The 17113-nt window shown below is 46.3% G+C and carries 16 protein-coding genes and 2 riboswitches; of the genes, 15 read left to right on the forward strand and 1 reads right to left on the reverse strand.

The window, feature by feature from the left end; translation table 11 throughout:
• The first annotated feature begins 364 nt into the window (after positions 1–364).
• Positions 365–1024 carry a type 1 glutamine amidotransferase domain-containing protein gene (locus tag E2491_RS03585; protein ID WP_134372794.1) on the forward strand — a complete coding sequence of 220 codons (660 nt, stop codon included), beginning with the start codon at positions 365–367 and terminating at the stop codon, positions 1022–1024.
• A gap of 42 nt (positions 1025–1066) precedes the next feature.
• Here the strand turns inward: E2491_RS03585 and E2491_RS03590 are convergent, their stop codons facing one another.
• Positions 1067–2011, reverse strand: coding sequence for a Gfo/Idh/MocA family protein (locus E2491_RS03590; protein WP_134372797.1), 945 nt, complete (start codon positions 2009–2011; stop codon positions 1067–1069).
• Between the two features lie 182 nt (positions 2012–2193).
• On the opposite strand from E2491_RS03590, the gene E2491_RS03595 reads away from it, so the two are divergent.
• The 14 genes from E2491_RS03595 to purD all read left to right on the forward strand — a co-directional run bounded on the left by E2491_RS03595 (position 2194) and on the right by purD (position 16329).
• Positions 2194–2727 carry a DUF2179 domain-containing protein gene (locus E2491_RS03595; RefSeq protein ID WP_371414452.1) on the forward strand — a complete coding sequence of 178 codons (534 nt, stop codon included), beginning with the start codon at positions 2194–2196 and terminating at the stop codon, positions 2725–2727.
• Positions 2724–2918: an NETI motif-containing protein gene (locus E2491_RS03600; RefSeq protein WP_134372803.1), complete on the forward strand. Its 195-nt coding sequence runs from the start codon at positions 2724–2726 to the stop codon at positions 2916–2918. The genes E2491_RS03595 and E2491_RS03600 overlap by 4 nt, the downstream gene beginning before the upstream one ends.
• A 70-nt stretch (positions 2919–2988) precedes the next feature.
• Positions 2989–3089: riboswitch (purine riboswitch) on the forward strand.
• A gap of 110 nt (positions 3090–3199) precedes the next feature.
• Complete coding sequence (gene purE, locus E2491_RS03605) at positions 3200–3688, forward strand: 5-(carboxyamino)imidazole ribonucleotide mutase (RefSeq protein WP_134372806.1); 489 nt, start codon at positions 3200–3202, stop codon at positions 3686–3688.
• Positions 3685–4833 (forward strand): 5-(carboxyamino)imidazole ribonucleotide synthase, encoded by a 1149-nt coding sequence (gene purK / locus E2491_RS03610; RefSeq protein WP_134372809.1) that lies wholly within the window; start codon positions 3685–3687, stop codon positions 4831–4833. The genes purE and purK overlap by 4 nt, the downstream gene beginning before the upstream one ends.
• Positions 4830–6125 carry an adenylosuccinate lyase gene (gene purB / locus E2491_RS03615; RefSeq protein ID WP_134372812.1) on the forward strand — a complete coding sequence of 432 codons (1296 nt, stop codon included), beginning with the start codon at positions 4830–4832 and terminating at the stop codon, positions 6123–6125. The genes purK and purB overlap by 4 nt, the downstream gene beginning before the upstream one ends.
• 304 nt (positions 6126–6429) lie before the next feature.
• Complete coding sequence (purC, locus tag E2491_RS03620; RefSeq protein ID WP_134372815.1) at positions 6430–7146, forward strand: phosphoribosylaminoimidazolesuccinocarboxamide synthase; 717 nt, start codon at positions 6430–6432, stop codon at positions 7144–7146.
• The gene (purS, locus tag E2491_RS03625; protein ID WP_134372818.1) at positions 7143–7397 is read left to right on the forward strand and encodes a phosphoribosylformylglycinamidine synthase subunit PurS; all 255 of its coding nucleotides are present in this window, start codon (positions 7143–7145) and stop codon (positions 7395–7397) included. The genes purC and purS overlap by 4 nt, the downstream gene beginning before the upstream one ends.
• Positions 7394–8080: a phosphoribosylformylglycinamidine synthase subunit PurQ gene (gene purQ / locus E2491_RS03630; protein ID WP_134372821.1), complete on the forward strand. Its 687-nt coding sequence runs from the start codon at positions 7394–7396 to the stop codon at positions 8078–8080. Before purS ends, purQ begins: the two co-directional genes overlap by 4 nt.
• On the forward strand, positions 8064–10277 hold the full coding sequence (purL, locus tag E2491_RS03635) for a phosphoribosylformylglycinamidine synthase subunit PurL (protein ID WP_134372824.1): 2214 nt from the start codon (positions 8064–8066) through the stop codon (positions 10275–10277). Before purQ ends, purL begins: the two co-directional genes overlap by 17 nt.
• Complete coding sequence (gene purF / locus E2491_RS03640) at positions 10262–11683, forward strand: amidophosphoribosyltransferase (protein WP_134372827.1); 1422 nt, start codon at positions 10262–10264, stop codon at positions 11681–11683. The genes purL and purF overlap by 16 nt, the downstream gene beginning before the upstream one ends.
• A gap of 11 nt (positions 11684–11694) precedes the next feature.
• The gene (gene purM / locus E2491_RS03645) at positions 11695–12732 is read left to right on the forward strand and encodes a phosphoribosylformylglycinamidine cyclo-ligase (RefSeq protein WP_134372830.1); all 1038 of its coding nucleotides are present in this window, start codon (positions 11695–11697) and stop codon (positions 12730–12732) included.
• Complete coding sequence (gene purN / locus E2491_RS03650) at positions 12722–13330, forward strand: phosphoribosylglycinamide formyltransferase (RefSeq protein ID WP_134372833.1); 609 nt, start codon at positions 12722–12724, stop codon at positions 13328–13330. The genes purM and purN overlap by 11 nt, the downstream gene beginning before the upstream one ends.
• Entirely contained in the window at positions 13312–14847 is a 1536-nt protein-coding gene (gene purH, locus E2491_RS03655) for a bifunctional phosphoribosylaminoimidazolecarboxamide formyltransferase/IMP cyclohydrolase (protein ID WP_134372836.1), read from the forward strand. Before purN ends, purH begins: the two co-directional genes overlap by 19 nt.
• A gap of 222 nt (positions 14848–15069) precedes the next feature.
• Complete coding sequence (gene purD / locus E2491_RS03660) at positions 15070–16329, forward strand: phosphoribosylamine--glycine ligase (RefSeq protein ID WP_134372839.1); 1260 nt, start codon at positions 15070–15072, stop codon at positions 16327–16329.
• Between the two features lie 673 nt (positions 16330–17002).
• Positions 17003–17099, forward strand: a riboswitch (cyclic di-GMP riboswitch).
• The last annotated feature ends 14 nt before the right edge of the window (positions 17100–17113 follow it).

The following is a 17113-nucleotide window of genomic DNA, read 5'->3' on the forward strand; positions in this document are numbered from 1 at the left end:
GCCGATGGTAGTTGGGGGTTTCCCCCTGTGAGAGTAGGACGTCGCTAGGCACTTAAAAAAGCCTGTAACTCAATTGATGAGTTACAGGTTTTTTTGTGTTGTTTTTGTAGAGGTATGCAGAATGAGGAATAAAGCATGTAGAATCAATGCAGAAGTATACAGAATAAGAACAAAAGTGTGATGAATAAAGAAAATAACGTGAAGAATCCGGCCCGATTTTTACAAAATGTTATGGTCCTGAATGACTAAATTTCCAGCCTACCTGATCTTTTAAAAATTGTCCGTTTACCTGCATGTCTAACGGGTAACATACTAAGGTGCAACAATTTAATCAAACCATATTAAAAAAGGTGGTATGCAGGATATGAGTAAACGAGTATTAATGGTATTAACGAATACGAGTGAGATTGATGCGGAACACCCAACTGGTTTGTGGCTTTCGGAGTTTGCTGAGCCATATGTTGAGTTTAAAAATCATGGCTACGATGTAACAGTGGTAAGTCCGAAGGGTGGAAGCATTCCTCTTGATCCGAACAGTCTGGATGATAATGAGAATCCGGCTGAGTGGAAGGAAGCTGAGGCTGAGCTTCAGAAAACTGAGAAGCTTTCGAGTGTTGTATTTGAGAACTTTGATGGCATTTTCCTGCCTGGCGGTCATGGAACGATGTTTGACCTTCCAAATGAACCCCAGCTGCAGGATGCGTTAGCTCATTTTGCTGAGAATGATAAGGTGATTGGGGCTGTTTGTCATGGTCCTGCCGGCTTTGTTGATGTTCAGCTAAAGGATGGGTCTTATCTTGTAAAAGGTAAAAAGATGACTGCTTTTACGAATGAAGAGGAAAAAGAGACGGGTCTTGATCCGTTGATGCCGTTTATGCTTCAGACAAAACTTGAAGAGCAGGGTGCTCATTTTGTGGCGAAAGGCAATTGGGCTGAGCATGTTCTGACTGATGGGAAGTTTATTACCGGACAGAATCCTCAGTCGAGCCAGAAGGCTGCTGAGGCGTTTGTGAAGGTATTATAAAATAGAAATGCGTCTGCTTCTTTTTAGGAGCAGACGCATTTTTTATAAGAGTTGTTCGAATATACGCTGTACACTGAGTCCTTCTTTAAAGGAGACGATCTTTCCATCCCCAGTGGTGACGGCCTGATAAAATTCATCTAAAATTGATTCAGATGCGGACTGAGCTCTTCTCTGAATTAAAGTCAAAGGTTGTTCAGGGGTCGCTTGTTTCAATTCTGCCCACTGATCAAGTGAAAGAACGCCTTTTGTTCCGTAGATTCTGTAAGTAAGGTTATCTTTTAATCCGATCCCGCTGTGTCCGTTCAGTAAGAATGGGATATTAGAGTCGACTGTTCCAAATGCGATGACGCTTGTTTCACTGTTTATATTATTTTCAGGGTAATCCGTTGTATAAGATTCGATGTTGATCTCCCCGAACAGTTCGTGTGTGAGCTGGATGAAGTGAGGAGTGATCTCACGGATGAATCCGCCTTGTTCGCGTTTATTGATCCATTCGTTTTGCTGCCAGAAGCGAGGCCATGTTTCAAATCGCATCGTTAATTCAATTCGGCTTATTTCACCGATTTCCTTCAGCTTTTCTGCAAGTAACGCTTTTTCCTGACTGTAGTGAAGTGGGAAATGGATGGCGTTGATCACGTTGTATGTTTCAACTGCCGCCACCATTTGTTCTGCTTCTTCTATTGAATTAGCCAGTGGCTTTTCGCATAAAAGAGCCAGGCCTTTTTCCGCTGCAGCCAGTGCATATTCAGCGTGCCACTTTGGCGGGACCGCGATATAGATAGCGTCGAGTCCTTCATGCTGAATACATTCTAAGCCGTCTGCATATTTTACAGCAGTCAGGGAATGCTGTTTTTCTGTTTGGTTCATCAGTTCAGGGTTCACATCGCTGATCGCTGTGATTTCATAATGGTCATGTTCGATAAATGCAGGAATTAAGCGCTGACCGATTGCACCGAGGCCGATAATGCCAATGGATAAAGTCTTCATGATGTCACTCCTTCAATATGTATAACCACAGTATAGCACTTCGTTAGGCGAAATAATAAATTGTTCATATTTTTAGGAATGAAAGATCTTTACAATTTGAACGGAGGCTAGTAGGATTGCATTTAGGCGTTAGAAATGCCGGTGATTGAGGAGGGTGTTCGTTGTTTGAAAGTGGCTTGATGATGGTTGCAATTATTTTTGTGATCAACATCTTTTATGTATCGTTTTTCACTGTCAGAATGATTCTGACGTTAAAAGGATACCGTTATTATGCCGCAGCGGTCAGTATGGTGGAAGTTGTGATATACGTTGTGGGACTTGGAATGGTACTTGATAATCTGAACGAAATTCAGAATCTGATTGCTTATGCAGTCGGTTACGGGATGGGCGTGATTATCGGGATGAAGATAGAAGAAAAGATGGCACTTGGTTATATTACGGTCAATGTCATTACGATGGATAATGGACTTGAGCTGCCGAATAAGCTCCGTTCTTTAGGATATGGAGTGACGGATTGGGAAGCAAATGGTCTTGAAGGCGGTCGCTGGGCGATGCAGATCCTGACGCCGCGTAAATATGAGTTAAAGCTGTATGAACGGATTAAGGAAATTGATCCGAAGGCATTTATTATATCTTACGAACCTAAAGCGATTCACGGCGGCTTCTGGGTAAAGAGTGTGAGAAGACGCATGACGCGGGAGGAACAGGCTTCATGAGTAAAAAATGGTTTGATGTAGAAGAGAATGAGACAATTTCTGACTGCCTGGACCGGATGGCAGCAGAGGGCTATACGCCGGTAAGAAGAATGGAAGAGCCGGTGTTTCAGGAAGTGAAAGAAGGTTCTTCCATCAAAAGGGAACCTGTCAGGCAGAAAATCCGGTTTCAGGGCCTTAAAAGCGAACAATGATATTTACAGAATTTTTAATGTTCGTTTATTGAGTTGACGTTCTTGTGTCAGCTTGTTATGATGAGTACGAGATTAATTGAATGAACGACCTCATATAAAGTCGGGAATATGGCCCGAAAGTTTCTACCCTGCACCGTAAATGACAGGACTATGAGGGAAAGCACCAGCAGAGGCAGCTTTTTCTGCCCGTCTATTCTGCAGGTACAGGTCAGCCACTTTCCTTCATGTAATAAAAGGAAAGTGGCTGATTTTTTTATATCAAATCCGGATGGAGTGAGACGATGTCAGCAGTGGTTAGTGTAATTATGGGCAGTACATCAGACTGGCCAACCATGAAAAAAGCATGTGAACGTCTTGAGGAACTCGAGATCCCGTTTGAAAAGCAAGTGGTTAGTGCACACCGCACGCCGGATCTGATGTTTTCATTTGCCGAGCAGGCGAGAGAGCGCGGAATTAAGGTCATTATTGCCGGGGCTGGAGGAGCCGCGCATCTTCCGGGAATGGTGGCAGCAAAAACGACCCTTCCTGTGATAGGTGTTCCAATTCAGTCTAAGGCATTGAAAGGACTCGACTCTCTGCTTTCCATTGTACAGATGCCTGCGGGTGTTCCGGTTGCAACAGTCGCGATTGGTGAAGCAGGTGCAGCGAATGCAGGACTTCTGGCTGCGCAGATCCTTTCGGCATTTGATACGGACATTGCCAATCGTCTTACAGACTTACGTAATAAAAGTGAAGAAAAAGTACTCGAAAGCAGTGGTGACCTCATATGACGATGATCAAGCCTCCAGCGGTGATTGGTATTATAGGTGGTGGACAGCTAGGGCGGATGATGGCGCTTGCTGCTAAAGAGGCAGGATTTAGCATTGCGGTTTTAGATCCTGCAGAGGACGGACCTTGTGCACAGGTGGCAGATTATCCGATTATTGCAGCATATGATGACCAGGCTGGTTTAGAGAAACTTGCTGAACTGAGTGATATCGTTACTTATGAATTTGAAAATATAGACGCTGATTCACTTGATGAACTGCAAAAGCATGTACCGGTTCCGCAGGGTTCTGAGCTGATTCGCATTACACAGAACCGCCAGCTTGAAAAGGAAAATCTCACAGCTGCAGGTGTACCGGTAGCGGACTATAAAATCATTGAACACGAACAAGCATTATATGATATCATAGGAACGTTCGGTTTTCCGTCGATTTTAAAAACGGCAACAGGAGGCTATGATGGCAAAGGACAGGTTAAGCTTATGAGCAATGATGACCTGGCAGAAGCTGCTGAGCTGATTCAAAAAAATGGGACTTGTGTGCTTGAATCATTTGTTGATTTTGACCTTGAAATCTCAGTCATTATTCAGCGCAATAAACGGGGACAGACGGTACATCAGCCTGTTGCTGAGAATGTACACGTGAATCAGATCCTTCATGCTTCGATCGTGCCGGCTCGTATTAATCCAGCTGTTCATGAAAATGCTGTAAAGCTCGCCAATCAGATTGCAGACCACCTTCAGCTTGTCGGAACGCTTGCAGTTGAAATGTTTGTCGGTAAAAACGGTGAGATTTATGTTAATGAACTGGCACCTAGACCGCATAATTCAGGTCACTATTCCATTGAAGCAAGCACATGTTCTCAGTTCCATCAGCATATCCGTACCGTGTTAAACTGGCCGCTTGCGCCAGCTGACCTCGTAAAGCCGGTTATCATGGTGAATGTTCTGGGTCAGCATATGGAAGGTACCCTTGAAGCCATGGAAAAGTATCCTCACTGGTCGTTTCATTTATACGGAAAACACGAAGCGAAAACAAACCGCAAAATGGGTCATGTCACGATCTTGACGGACGATCTTCAGAAAACACTTCAGGAGATTGATGAGTCCGGCATCTGGCAGACGCGTATAAAACAGGAGGCACAATCATGATTGAACGTTATACACGTCCTGAAATGGGCGCAATCTGGACTGAACAAAACCGCTTTGAAGCATGGCTTGAGGTAGAAATCCTCGCCTGTGAGGCTTGGGCAGAGCTTGGGGATATTCCAAAAGAAGACGTTAAAAAAATCCGTGAACATGCATCATTTGATGTAAACCGCATTTTAGAAATTGAACAGGAAACGAGACACGATGTTGTTGCCTTTACACGCGCGGTATCAGAAACACTTGGAGATGAAAAGAAGTGGGTGCACTATGGCTTAACGTCAACAGACGTTGTGGACACAGCTCTTTCCTACCTGCTGCGCCAGGCTAACGACATCCTGCTCGCAGACCTTGAGCGCTTCGTTGAGATCTTAGCTGAAAAAGCGAAAGAGCATAAGGATACGGTGATGATGGGACGTACACACGGTGTGCATGCAGAACCCACGACATTCGGTCTGAAACTTGCCCTCTGGTATGAAGAAATGAAGCGGAATCTTGAGCGTTTTAAGCAGTCTGCAGAAGGAATTGCATTCGGGAAAATGTCGGGCGCTGTTGGTACATATGCCAATATCGATCCATTTGTAGAATCGTATGTATGTGAAAAGCTTGGCCTGAAGCCTGCACCAGTTTCAACGCAGACGCTGCAGCGTGACCGTCACGCTGATTATATGGCAACACTAGCTTTAATCGCGACGTCTATTGAAAAATTCGCTGTAGAAATTCGTGGTCTGCAAAAAAGTGAAACGCGTGAAGTGGAAGAGTTTTTTGCTAAAGGTCAAAAAGGATCATCAGCGATGCCGCATAAACGCAATCCAATCGGCTCTGAAAATATGACGGGACTAGCCCGCCTGATCCGTGGTTATATGCAGACAGCCTATGAAAACGTGCCATTATGGCATGAGCGCGATATCTCACACTCATCTGCAGAGCGCGTGATCCTGCCGGATGCAACAATTGCCCTGAACTATATGCTTAACCGCTTCGGCAACATCGTTAAAAACCTGACAGTATTCCCTGAGAACATGAAGCGCAACATGGACCGCACACTCGGTCTGATCTACTCTCAGAGAGTCCTGCTTGCTCTTATTGACAAAGGACTGTCACGCGAAGAAGCGTATGACACTGTTCAGCCAAAAGCTATGGAGGCATGGGAAAAGCAGGTGCACTTCCGCGAGCTGGTGGAATCAGAAGAAAAGATCACATCCAAATTGTCACCGGCTGAAATCGAAGACTGCTTCGACTACCGCTACCACCTCCAGCACGTTGATACGATTTTTAAACGTATTGGACTACTTTAAGAACGAAAAAAGCCTTGATAAACTTCAAGAAACATATGGGACATTTTGAGTTGATTGGAGTGGAAGGCGGCGACTCCAGCGGGATAAAGCGGGACAGGTGAGACCGGCGGCGAAGCCGGGGGATCACCGGAGCAAAACCCGCTCTCCCCGCGGAAAGCGTCCGCCTGCAACGGAAATCAACGGTTACTGGGATTAATTATTGAATCGTCCGCGGAAAGCGAAGACATTCATTTTAATCGTTCTATAAACACACTTTAACCTGAATAGACCCAATATTCCGACATTCGAAAGAGGAGTGAACCTTGTGAACAAAGCGCAGCTGCTTTATGAAGGAAAAGCCAAAAAACTGTATCAGACCGATCAGGAGGATGTCCTGTGGATTGAGTATAAGGATTCTGCCACCGCCTTTAATGGGGAGAAGAAGCAAGAGATCGCCGGTAAAGGGGTGCTCAATAACCTGATCACGAGCCTGCTTTTTGACAAGCTGAGAGCAGAAGGGATCGAATCGCATTTCATTAAGAAGCTGTCTGATCATGAGCAGCTGGTAAAAGCAGTTGAGATCATTCCGATTGAAGTGGTGGTCAGAAGTACGGCAGCCGGTTCGCTTTCAAAGCGGCTTGGTCTTGCTGAAGGGGAAAAGCTCCCGAAAACGATTGTGGAATGGTATTACAAGGATGATGATCTGGGTGATCCGCTCATGAATGAAGATCACATTGACATACTCGGCCTTGCCACTCACAAAGAGCTTGCGCTTTTAAAGGAAAAAGCGCTTCAGGTCAATAAAGTGTTAACTGGATTTTTTGAAGAGATCGGACTTAATCTGATTGATTTTAAGCTGGAGTTTGGCCGTGACGGAAATGGAGATATTCTGTTAGCGGATGAAATTTCACCGGATACGTGCAGGCTTTGGGACAGTAAAACAGGTGAGAAAATGGATAAGGATGTATTCAGAAGAAATCTTGGCAGTCTGACAGAAGCATATGAAAAGGTATTAAACCGACTGGGAGGCGTTCAATCATGATGAAGGTAAAAGTGCATGTAACATTAAGGGAAAGTGTATTAGATCCACAGGGGACAGCGGTGAAGAATTCACTGCATGCGATGAATTATCAGGAAGTGCAGGATGTACGGATCGGTAAATATCTGGAGCTGTTGATTGAGCCTTCTGACCGTCCGGTTGAAGACGTTGTAAAAGAAATGTGCGAGAAGCTGCTCGCTAATACAGTTATTGAGAACTATGAGTTTGAAGTGGAGGAGGCCGTTACACAATGAAGTTTGCGGTCATTGTTTTTCCGGGATCAAACTGTGATATCGACATGTACCATGCGATTAAAGATGAGTTAAAGGAAGAAGTGGAGTACGTCTGGCATGATGCAGAGAATCTGGATCAGTTTGACGGGATCCTGCTGCCAGGTGGATTCTCGTATGGAGATTACCTGCGTTCAGGCTCGATTGCCCGTTTTTCGAAAGTGATGAATGAGGTTGTGAAGGCTGCTGAAGCAGGCAAGCCGGTGCTGGGAGTATGTAATGGATTCCAGATTCTTTTAGAGTCGGGCCTTTTACCAGGTGCGATGCTCAGAAACCAGGGGCTTAAATTTATCTGCCGTCCGGTCGAACTTGAAGTTGTCAATAACGAAACGATGTTTACAAAAGCCTATCAGCCAAACGAGCGGATTACCGTTCCAGTGGCACATGGTGAAGGCAATTATTTCTGCGATGAAAAGACACTGCAGCAGCTTGAGACAAATGGACAGATCGTGTTCCGCTATGCGGGTGAAAATCCAAATGGCAGTCTGTCAGACATTGCAGGTATTACAAATGAACGCGGCAACGTGCTCGGTATGATGCCACATCCAGAGCGTGCAGTGGATGAGCTGCTTGGAAGTGCAGATGGACTTAAATTATTTCAATCAATCGTAAAACACTGGAGGGACTCTCATGTCGTTACTGCTTGAACCGGCTGAACAGCAAATCAAGGATGAGAAAATCTACCGCGAAATGGGGCTGACAGATGATGAGTTTGCCCTGGTTGAGAAGATTTTAGGCAGATTGCCAAACTATACAGAGCTTGGATTGTTTTCAGTTATGTGGTCTGAGCACTGCAGCTATAAAAATTCAAAGCCTCTTTTAAAGAAATTTCCTGTGACTGGTGAGCAGGTGTTACAGGGACCGGGAGAAGGAGCTGGAATTGTTGATATTGGAGACGGCCAGGCAGTGGCATTTAAAATCGAGAGCCATAACCACCCATCTGCGATCGAGCCTTACCAGGGAGCGGCAACGGGCGTGGGCGGCATTATCCGTGATGTATTTTCAATGGGAGCTAGACCCATCGCGATCCTCAACTCCCTACGCTTTGGAGAACTGGATTCTCCTCGTGTTCGGTACTTATTTGAGCAGGTCGTAGCCGGGATTGCAGGCTACGGAAACTGTATCGGTATCCCGACAGTCGGCGGAGAGGTGCAGTTTGACCGTTCATATGATGGCAATCCGCTTGTCAACGCGATGTGTGTCGGGCTGATTAACCATGATGAGATTCAAAAAGGTCAGGCAAAGGGAGTCGGCAACACGGTAATGTACGTTGGGGCCAAAACGGGGCGTGACGGGATCCACGGCGCAACGTTTGCTTCTGAGGAATTAACAGAGGACTCGGATGAAAAACGTCCTGCGGTTCAGGTAGGCGATCCATTTATGGAGAAGCTGCTGCTTGAAGCGTGTCTGGAGCTGATTAAAAGTGACGCACTGATCGGGATTCAGGATATGGGTGCAGCAGGATTGACAAGCTCTTCAGCTGAGATGGCAAGTAAGGCGGGCTCAGGTATTGAGATGAACCTTGATTTAGTACCACAGCGTGAAACAGGCATGTCCGCTTACGAAATGATGCTCTCAGAATCTCAGGAGCGTATGCTGATTGTCATTGAAAAAGGCAGAGAAGAAGAAATCCAGGCTTTGTTCCATAAATATGATTTAGATGCAGTAGCTGTTGGTAAAGTAACCGATGATAAGCGTCTGCGCCTGCTTCATCAGGGAGAGGTTGTGGCAGACGTGCCGGTTGATGCCCTTGCTGAGGATGCGCCGGTTTATCATAAGCCATCACAGGAGCCTGCTTACTTCCGTGAGTTCCAGGCACTTGAGAACACAGAGCCAAAGGTTGAAAACCTGGAGGAAACACTGCACGCATTGTTAAAGCAACCTACGATTGCGAGTAAAGAGTGGGTGTATGACCAGTACGATTATCAGGTACGCACGAATACAGTTGTCACACCTGGATCTGATGCAGCGGTACTGCGTATTCGCGGCACGGAAAAAGCGCTGGCGATGAAGACGGATTGTAACTCACGCTATTTGTATCTTGATCCTGAAACAGGCGGAAAGATTGCTGTAGCAGAAGCAGCGCGTAACATTGTCTGCTCAGGTGGACAGCCGCTTGCGATTACAGACTGCCTGAACTTTGGCAGCCCGGACAAGCCGGAGATTTTCTGGCAGATGGAAAAAGCGGTGGACGGTATGAGTGAAGCCTGTCGCACACTGAATGCACCTGTTATCGGCGGAAACGTCTCTTTATACAATGAAACGAACGGAACAGCTGTCTATCCGACACCGGTTGTCGGCATGGTCGGACTGATTGAAAAGCTTGACTATATCACGACGCAGTCATTTAAACAGGCAGGGGATTTTGTTTATCTCATTGGTGAAACGAAAACAGAATTTGGCGGCAGTGAGCTTCAGAAGCTGACAGAAGGAAAAATCTCGGGCAAAGCGCCTGAGCTTGATTTAGCAGTAGAGCAGGAACGCCAGCAGGGATTACTGAAATCGATCCGTGAGGGGCTTGTACAGTCTGCACACGATCTTGCAGAAGGCGGCCTTGCGGTTGCACTCGCTGAATCTGCTTTTAAAACAAGTCTTGGTGTTACCGCTGAAACAACAGGCTCTGCTGTAACAGAACTGTTCAGTGAAACACAGTCCAGGTTCCTTATATCTGTAAAACCTGAACATGCTGAAGCGTTTGAACAATTAACAGGCGGCCGAAAAATCGGTGAAGTCACGGCACAACCGATCTTCCGCATTGTACACAACGGAGAAAAAGTCATCGACCAGCCAGTGGACAAATTCGAAGAGAGCTGGAGAGGAGCGATCCCATGCTTGCTGAGCTAAAGGGATTAAACGAAGAATGCGGTGTTTTTGGCATCTGGGGGCATGAACAGGCAGCACAGCTGACGTATTATGCCCTGCAGAGTCTGCAGCACCGTGGCCAGGAAGGAGCAGGAATCGCTGCTTCAGATGGTAAGGCCGTTACCTTCCATAAAGGAGAAGGTCTTGTAACGGAAGTATTTACCCAGGAAATGCTTGGTGAACTAACGGGTCACGGCGCGATTGGTCATGTCCGTTATGCAACGGCAGGAGGCGGCGGTTATGAAAATGTTCAGCCGCTCGTCTTCCGCTCACAGACAGGCACGCTGTCACTTGCTCATAATGGAAATCTGGTCAATGCAAATTCTTTGAAGCATCAGCTTGAGCGTCAGGGCAGTATTCTGCAGACGACTTCTGATACAGAGGTTCTGGCTCATTTAATTAAACGCAGTGGCTACGCAACGCTTGAAGAGCGGGTGAAAAATGCACTGACCATGCTGAAGGGTGCGTATGCATTTGTCATGATGACAGAAACTGAATTGATGGTGGCACTCGACCCACATGGTCTGCGTCCGCTGACACTGGCAAAAATCGGTGATGCGTATGCTGTTGCCTCTGAAACATGCGCCTTTGATATTATCGGGGCAGAAGTGATCCGGTCAGTTGAACCGGGTGAGCTGCTTATCATTAATGATGAAGGTATTCGTGCAGAGCGCTTTTCTTATTCAACAAACCGGGCGATCTGTGCGATGGAATATATTTATTTTTCAAGACCGGACAGTGATATTGACGGCATCAACATTCATTCTGCCAGAAAACGTCTCGGCAAACAGCTTGCACTTGAATTTCCGATTGAAGCAGACGTAGTAACGGGTGTACCTGACTCAAGTATTTCCGCTGCGATTGGTTATGCGGAGGAAGCCGGTATTCCGTATGAAATGGGTCTTATTAAAAACCGCTATATTGGCCGTACCTTTATCCAGCCGTCACAGGAATTGAGGGAGCAGGGTGTCAAAATGAAGCTTTCCCCTGTTCGCGGTGTGGTAGAAGGCAAGCGGGTTGTGATGGTTGATGACTCCATTGTCCGGGGAACAACGAGCCGTCGCATTGTGACGATGCTGAAGGAAGCGGGAGCGAAGGAAGTGCATGTTGTCATCAGCTCACCTCCGATTAAAAACCCGTGCTTCTACGGAATTGATACGAGTACACATGAAGAATTAATCGCATCCAGACTGTCAGTTGAAGAGATTCGAAAGCAGATTGGTGCGGATACTTTATCTTTCCTGAGTGTTGAAGGACTCGTTCATGCAATTGGACGTCAGGATGAAGGTGAAAACAAAGGACACTGTCTTGCGTGTTTCACAGGGAAATATCCGACTGAAATTTATCCGGATACGCTGCATCCATACGAAAAAGAACTGGCTCACTAGGAGGAAACAGCATGTCAGATGCATACAGGCAGGCCGGAGTGGATATTGAAGCCGGTTATGAAGCCGTTGAACGAATGAAAAAACACGTGAAGAGAACAGAACGCGCGGGGATCATGGGCGCATTTGGAAGCTTTGGTGGCATGTTTGATCTGTCTTCACTGAATTATAAAGAGCCGGTACTGATTTCCGGAACAGATGGCGTTGGCACAAAACTGAAGCTCGCTTTTGTACTTGATAAGCACGATACGATCGGCATTGACTGTGTGGCCATGTGCGTCAATGATATTGCCGCACAGGGAGCGGAGCCATTGTACTTCCTTGATTACCTGGCAGTCGGAAAAGCTGACCCTGAAAAGATCGAACAGCTCGTAAAAGGAATAGCAGATGCCTGTGTGGAATCCGGCTGTGCTTTAATCGGCGGAGAAACAGCAGAGATGCCCGGTATGTATGAGGAAGACGAATATGATATGGCCGGTTTTGCGGTTGGAGCTGCTGAAAAGTCAGCGATTATCACAGGTTCAGACATCAAGCCTGGTGATGTGCTCATTGGCCTTCCATCAAGCGGTATCCACAGTAACGGATTTTCGCTCGTTCGAAAAGTACTGCTTGAGCAGGCTGGTTATTCATTAACTGAAACAGCGGAAGGTTTTGAACAGCCGCTTGGTGAAATCCTGCTGACACCGACACGCTTGTATCCGAAAGCGGTCCTCGCTGCTTTAAAAGCAGGTGGCGTGACAGGAATGGCGCATGTGACGGGTGGCGGTTTTTACGAAAACCTGCCCCGCATGCTGCCAGATGGAACGTCAGTTGAGATTCATCTCGGGAGCTGGCCGGTGCTGCCGGTGTTTGATCTGATTCAGCGAACCGGAGGGCTGACACAGGACGAGCTGTTCCACGTCTTTAACATGGGCATCGGGTTTGTGTTTGCAGTTGACCAGGAGAAGGCTGCCGATGTTGTAAATGCTTTGCGTGAAGCCGGAGAAACGCCTTATCAGATTGGTGCAGTCACGGCTGAAGAAGGAAAGAAGGTCAGCTTTTATGAGCGCTAAGCCTGTGTTTGCGGTTTTCGCATCAGGGAGCGGTTCAAACTTTCAGGCGATTGCCGAAGCCGTGCAAAACGGGAAGCTGAATGGCAGTCTCGTTCTACTGGTGACAGATAAACCTGAAGCCTATGCAATTAAAAGGGCTGAATCGCTCGGTATTGAGGTTTGTGCACTTAAACCGAAAACATTCGATTCAAAAGCAGACTATGAATCAGCTATTCTTGAAAGACTGCATGAAAAAGAAGTAGAATGGCTAGTATTAGCAGGGTATATGAGACTCATCGGAGAGGTCCTTCTTAAAGCCTATCCAAATCGCATTGTGAACATTCATCCTTCACTGCTTCCGGCTTTTCCAGGTAAGGATGCAGTCGGTCAGGCGCTTGCCTACGGTGTGAAAGTAACGGGTGTCACGGTTCATTTCGTAGATGAAGGAATGGATACGGGACCGGTCATTTCACAGCAGGCATTTCATTTAGCAGAAGGAATGGACCGGGCGAAGGTTGAGCAGACGATTCACGACATTGAGCATCAGCTCTACCCTGAAACACTAAACCAGCTATTTGCTGAATCATTGGAGGAAATACGATGTCAAAACGCGCGTTAATCAGTGTCTCGGATAAAGCAGGCATTGTTGAATTTGCAGAAGAACTTCAAAAGCTTGGTTATGAAATTCTGTCTACTGGCGGAACCAAGAATTTACTTGCGGATAACGGTGTTAATGTAACCGGAGTAGAGGATGTAACAGGGTTTCCGGAAATTCTCGAAGGTCGTGTTAAAACGCTTCACCCATCTATTCACGGCGGTCTTCTTGCCAAGCAGGATCAGCCTGTGCATCAGCGTCAGCTTGAGGAGCAGGGGATTGAAACGATTGATCTCGTTGTGGTGAATCTGTATCCGTTCCAGCAGACGATCGCGAAACCGAATGTATCCTTTGATGATGCTGTTGAAAACATTGATATCGGCGGTCCAACGATGCTTCGTGCAGCCGCTAAAAATCATGCTTACGTTACGGTTGTCGTAGATGCGCTTGATTATGAACGTGTGATTGGTGAATTGAAGGATAATGGTCACGTATCGCAGGATCTGAGACGCCGCCTTGCTGCAAAGGTATTCCGTCACACTGCTGCCTATGATGCTTACATTTCACAATATTTAACGCAGGAATCAGGTGAAGAAAATCCTGAGCGTATCACCATTACGTATGAGCGTAAGCAGGATCTGCGCTACGGGGAAAATCCCCACCAGAAAGCAGCCTTCTACCGCAATCCGCTCGGCTCGGAATTCTCTATCGCCCATGCGCGTCAGCATCATGGTAAGGAGCTTTCCTACAACAATATCAAGGATGCGGATGCAGCACTTCAGATCGTCAAGGATTTTGATGAGGCCGCAGCAGTGGCTGTTAAGCATATGAATCCATGTGGAGTTGGAACAGGCGCAAGCCCTGAAGAAGCATTCCAAAAAGCTTATGAAGCCGATTCAACGTCTATTTTTGGCGGGATCGTTGCGTTTAACCGTGCAGTCAATAAAGCAACAGCTGAGCAGCTGGCTGAGATCTTTCTTGAAATCGTTATTGCACCTGCCTTTTCAGAGGATGCACTTGAGATTTTAACGAAGAAAAAGAACATTCGTCTGCTCACTGTACCATTTGATCGCCATGTGAAGCATGAATACCTTTATACATCTGTTGAAGGCGGTCTTCTTGTACAGGACCAGGATCGTTACACGCTTGACGATGCTGAGCTTCGCGTTGTAACGGACCGCCAGCCTACGGAAGAGGAATGGGCTGCTATGAAGACAGCCTGGAAGGTGGTGAAACACGTTAAGTCGAATGCAATTGTTGTCGCAGATGCACAGATGACACTCGGAATTGGTGCCGGACAAATGAACCGCGTCGGTGCAGCCAAAATCGCACTGGAGCAGGCAGGCGACCGCGCAAAAGGAGCAAGTCTAGCATCCGATGCCTTCTTCCCAATGGATGACACGGTGGAAGCAGCAGCCAAAGCAGGCATCACAGCGATTATTCAAACAGGCGGATCTATCCGCGATGAGGATTCCATTAAGAAAGCAAACGAACACGGCATCACTATGGTCTTGACTGGTGTCCGTCACTTCAAACACTAAGTCTTTCTTAAAAGAGCATCTTGAACATTTAACGTAGTCCATATTCAAGTTTATCATCCATGTTTACTCTCATTGTAAGAGGTCCATGTCAAAACCACTTACAGCATATTTTCATATCTTGGCTGGCTTCCGCGAAAGGAGTCAGCTCTTTTTATAGTGCAGGGACTGTAGATTTAGGGTCAGACCCTGATTCTACGCTGATCAAAAAGGAGGCGTTTTTGAATGAATGTTCTCGTTGTAGGACGCGGGGGAAGAGAGCACGCGATTTGTGATAAGTTCAGTAAGGATCCTTCTGTAGCACGTGTGTTTTGTGCGCCGGGAAATGCAGGGATTGCAGCTGTAGCCGAATGTGTGGATATTTCCGAGGGTGATCAGGAGTCACTTTTGAAGTTTGCAAAAGACAAGGGTATTCAGCTGACGGTCATTGGCCCTGAACAGCCCTTGTCTGAAGGATTGGCTGATGCATTTAGTCAGGAAGGGCTGCTCGTATTTGGTCCATCTCAGAAAGCTTCAGCAATCGAGGGAAGTAAGGCATTTGCCAAAGAGCTGATGAAAAAATACAGTATTCCAACCGCTGCTTATGAAACATTCACCGACTTCATGGAAGCGAAAAGCTACATAGAACAGCAGGGTGCCCCAATCGTCATTAAAGCAGACGGTCTGGCTGCCGGTAAAGGTGTAGTCGTGGCTATGACAGAGGAAGAAGCACTGCAAGCCGCTGAGGACATGCTGGCGGGTGCTAAATTTGGTGCCTCATCAGCTAAAATTGTAGTGGAAGAATTTCTTGAAGGAGAAGAATTCTCCTTTATGTGCCTCGTTCACCATGACCGCATCATTCCACTTGAGCTTGCCCAGGATCATAAAAGAGCCTACGATCGCGATGAAGGGCCGAATACAGGAGGAATGGGTGCATATTCACCGGTTGCCCACCTGCCGGAAGGAGTCTCAGAAACAGCGCTGGACTCTATCATTAAACCTGTCGTTCAGGCGATGATTGAGGAGGACAGAAGCTTCACAGGCGTTCTATATGCAGGACTTATTCTGACTGAAGACGGGCCTAAAGTAATCGAATTCAATGCGCGTTTCGGTGATCCGGAAACGCAGGTTGTCCTACCGAGACTGAAGTCTGATTTAGCAAAACTGCTTGTTAAACTTTTGACAGACCAGCCAGTAAATGCGGAATGGAGTGAAGAAACTGTACTCGGTGTAGTCGTAGCGGCAGACGGATACCCGGCCAGTTATCAAAAAGGGATTTCCCTTGAAAGTGTGTTAACTGCTGATGCGAATCTGTATCATGCAGGGACGAAAAAAGAAGACGGATCAATCGTATCTGACGGAGGTAGAGTCCTGCTAGCTGCAGCGTCCGGTATGACCGCGCAGCAGGCCGGGGAGAAAGTCTATGCAGCATTGGACAGCACTGACACAAAGGGTTTGTTTTATCGACGAGATATTGGCTGGAAAGCCGGATATAAAGCGAAATAGTTGTTGTATTTCGACGATAGGGGGCTCCAGGTGCAGGAGTCCTCTTTTTTGTTGCCTCAGAGAGAACGTCATGAAACTGAACGGGCTGGACCTCATTACTTCTGAAAGTTACATATATGTAAAACACACACCTTATTAAGTGATAGAAAATAGTGAGAATATGAAGAATAGTGAGTATAAGAGAGATAGAGAGAGTAAATGAATTGTTTTATACAACAGAACACCCTATTTGACTATTGTTGATTGTTCTTTATAGAGTATAATGAAAATATATTAATTCTTTATAAAGAACAAAAAAGAAAGAGGGGCTGGCTATGGTAAGAAAGGAATGCACTCGCTGTCAACGCTCATCGTTCAGTTGTATGGAAGAAGGGACGTGGCTGTGTCCTGTATGTGGTGAGGATCTGACCGACAATCCTTTCTATCGGGCTAAGTCGTTTCAGGAATTAAATCATCAGATTGTGAAAGCAGGAAGACAAGTTTATTTAAAAATCTACAAGAATAAGATTGTAACATAAATTTAATGTTGAAAAAGTCAGAATATTTAGGTCTATGGGACTATTTATCATTCTAAAGGGTAATGGTAATATAAGTTCATAAACTTTGAACTCTTGTACCATCAGAAGCATTATTGACACCTTTGGACACCAAGATGCTGTGATCATCTTTGCGATACAGAAAAAGGCAAACCTGCTGAAAAGCTGGGACGCAAAGCTAACGGGTCTAAGGCAAGTAGAGAGAGAAATTGCTACGACGGCTGAGCCGCCTGAAGTACTGTAATCAA

The organism is Jeotgalibacillus sp. R-1-5s-1, assembly GCF_004405105.1.
GTDB lineage: Bacteria > Bacillota > Bacilli > Bacillales > Jeotgalibacillaceae > Jeotgalibacillus.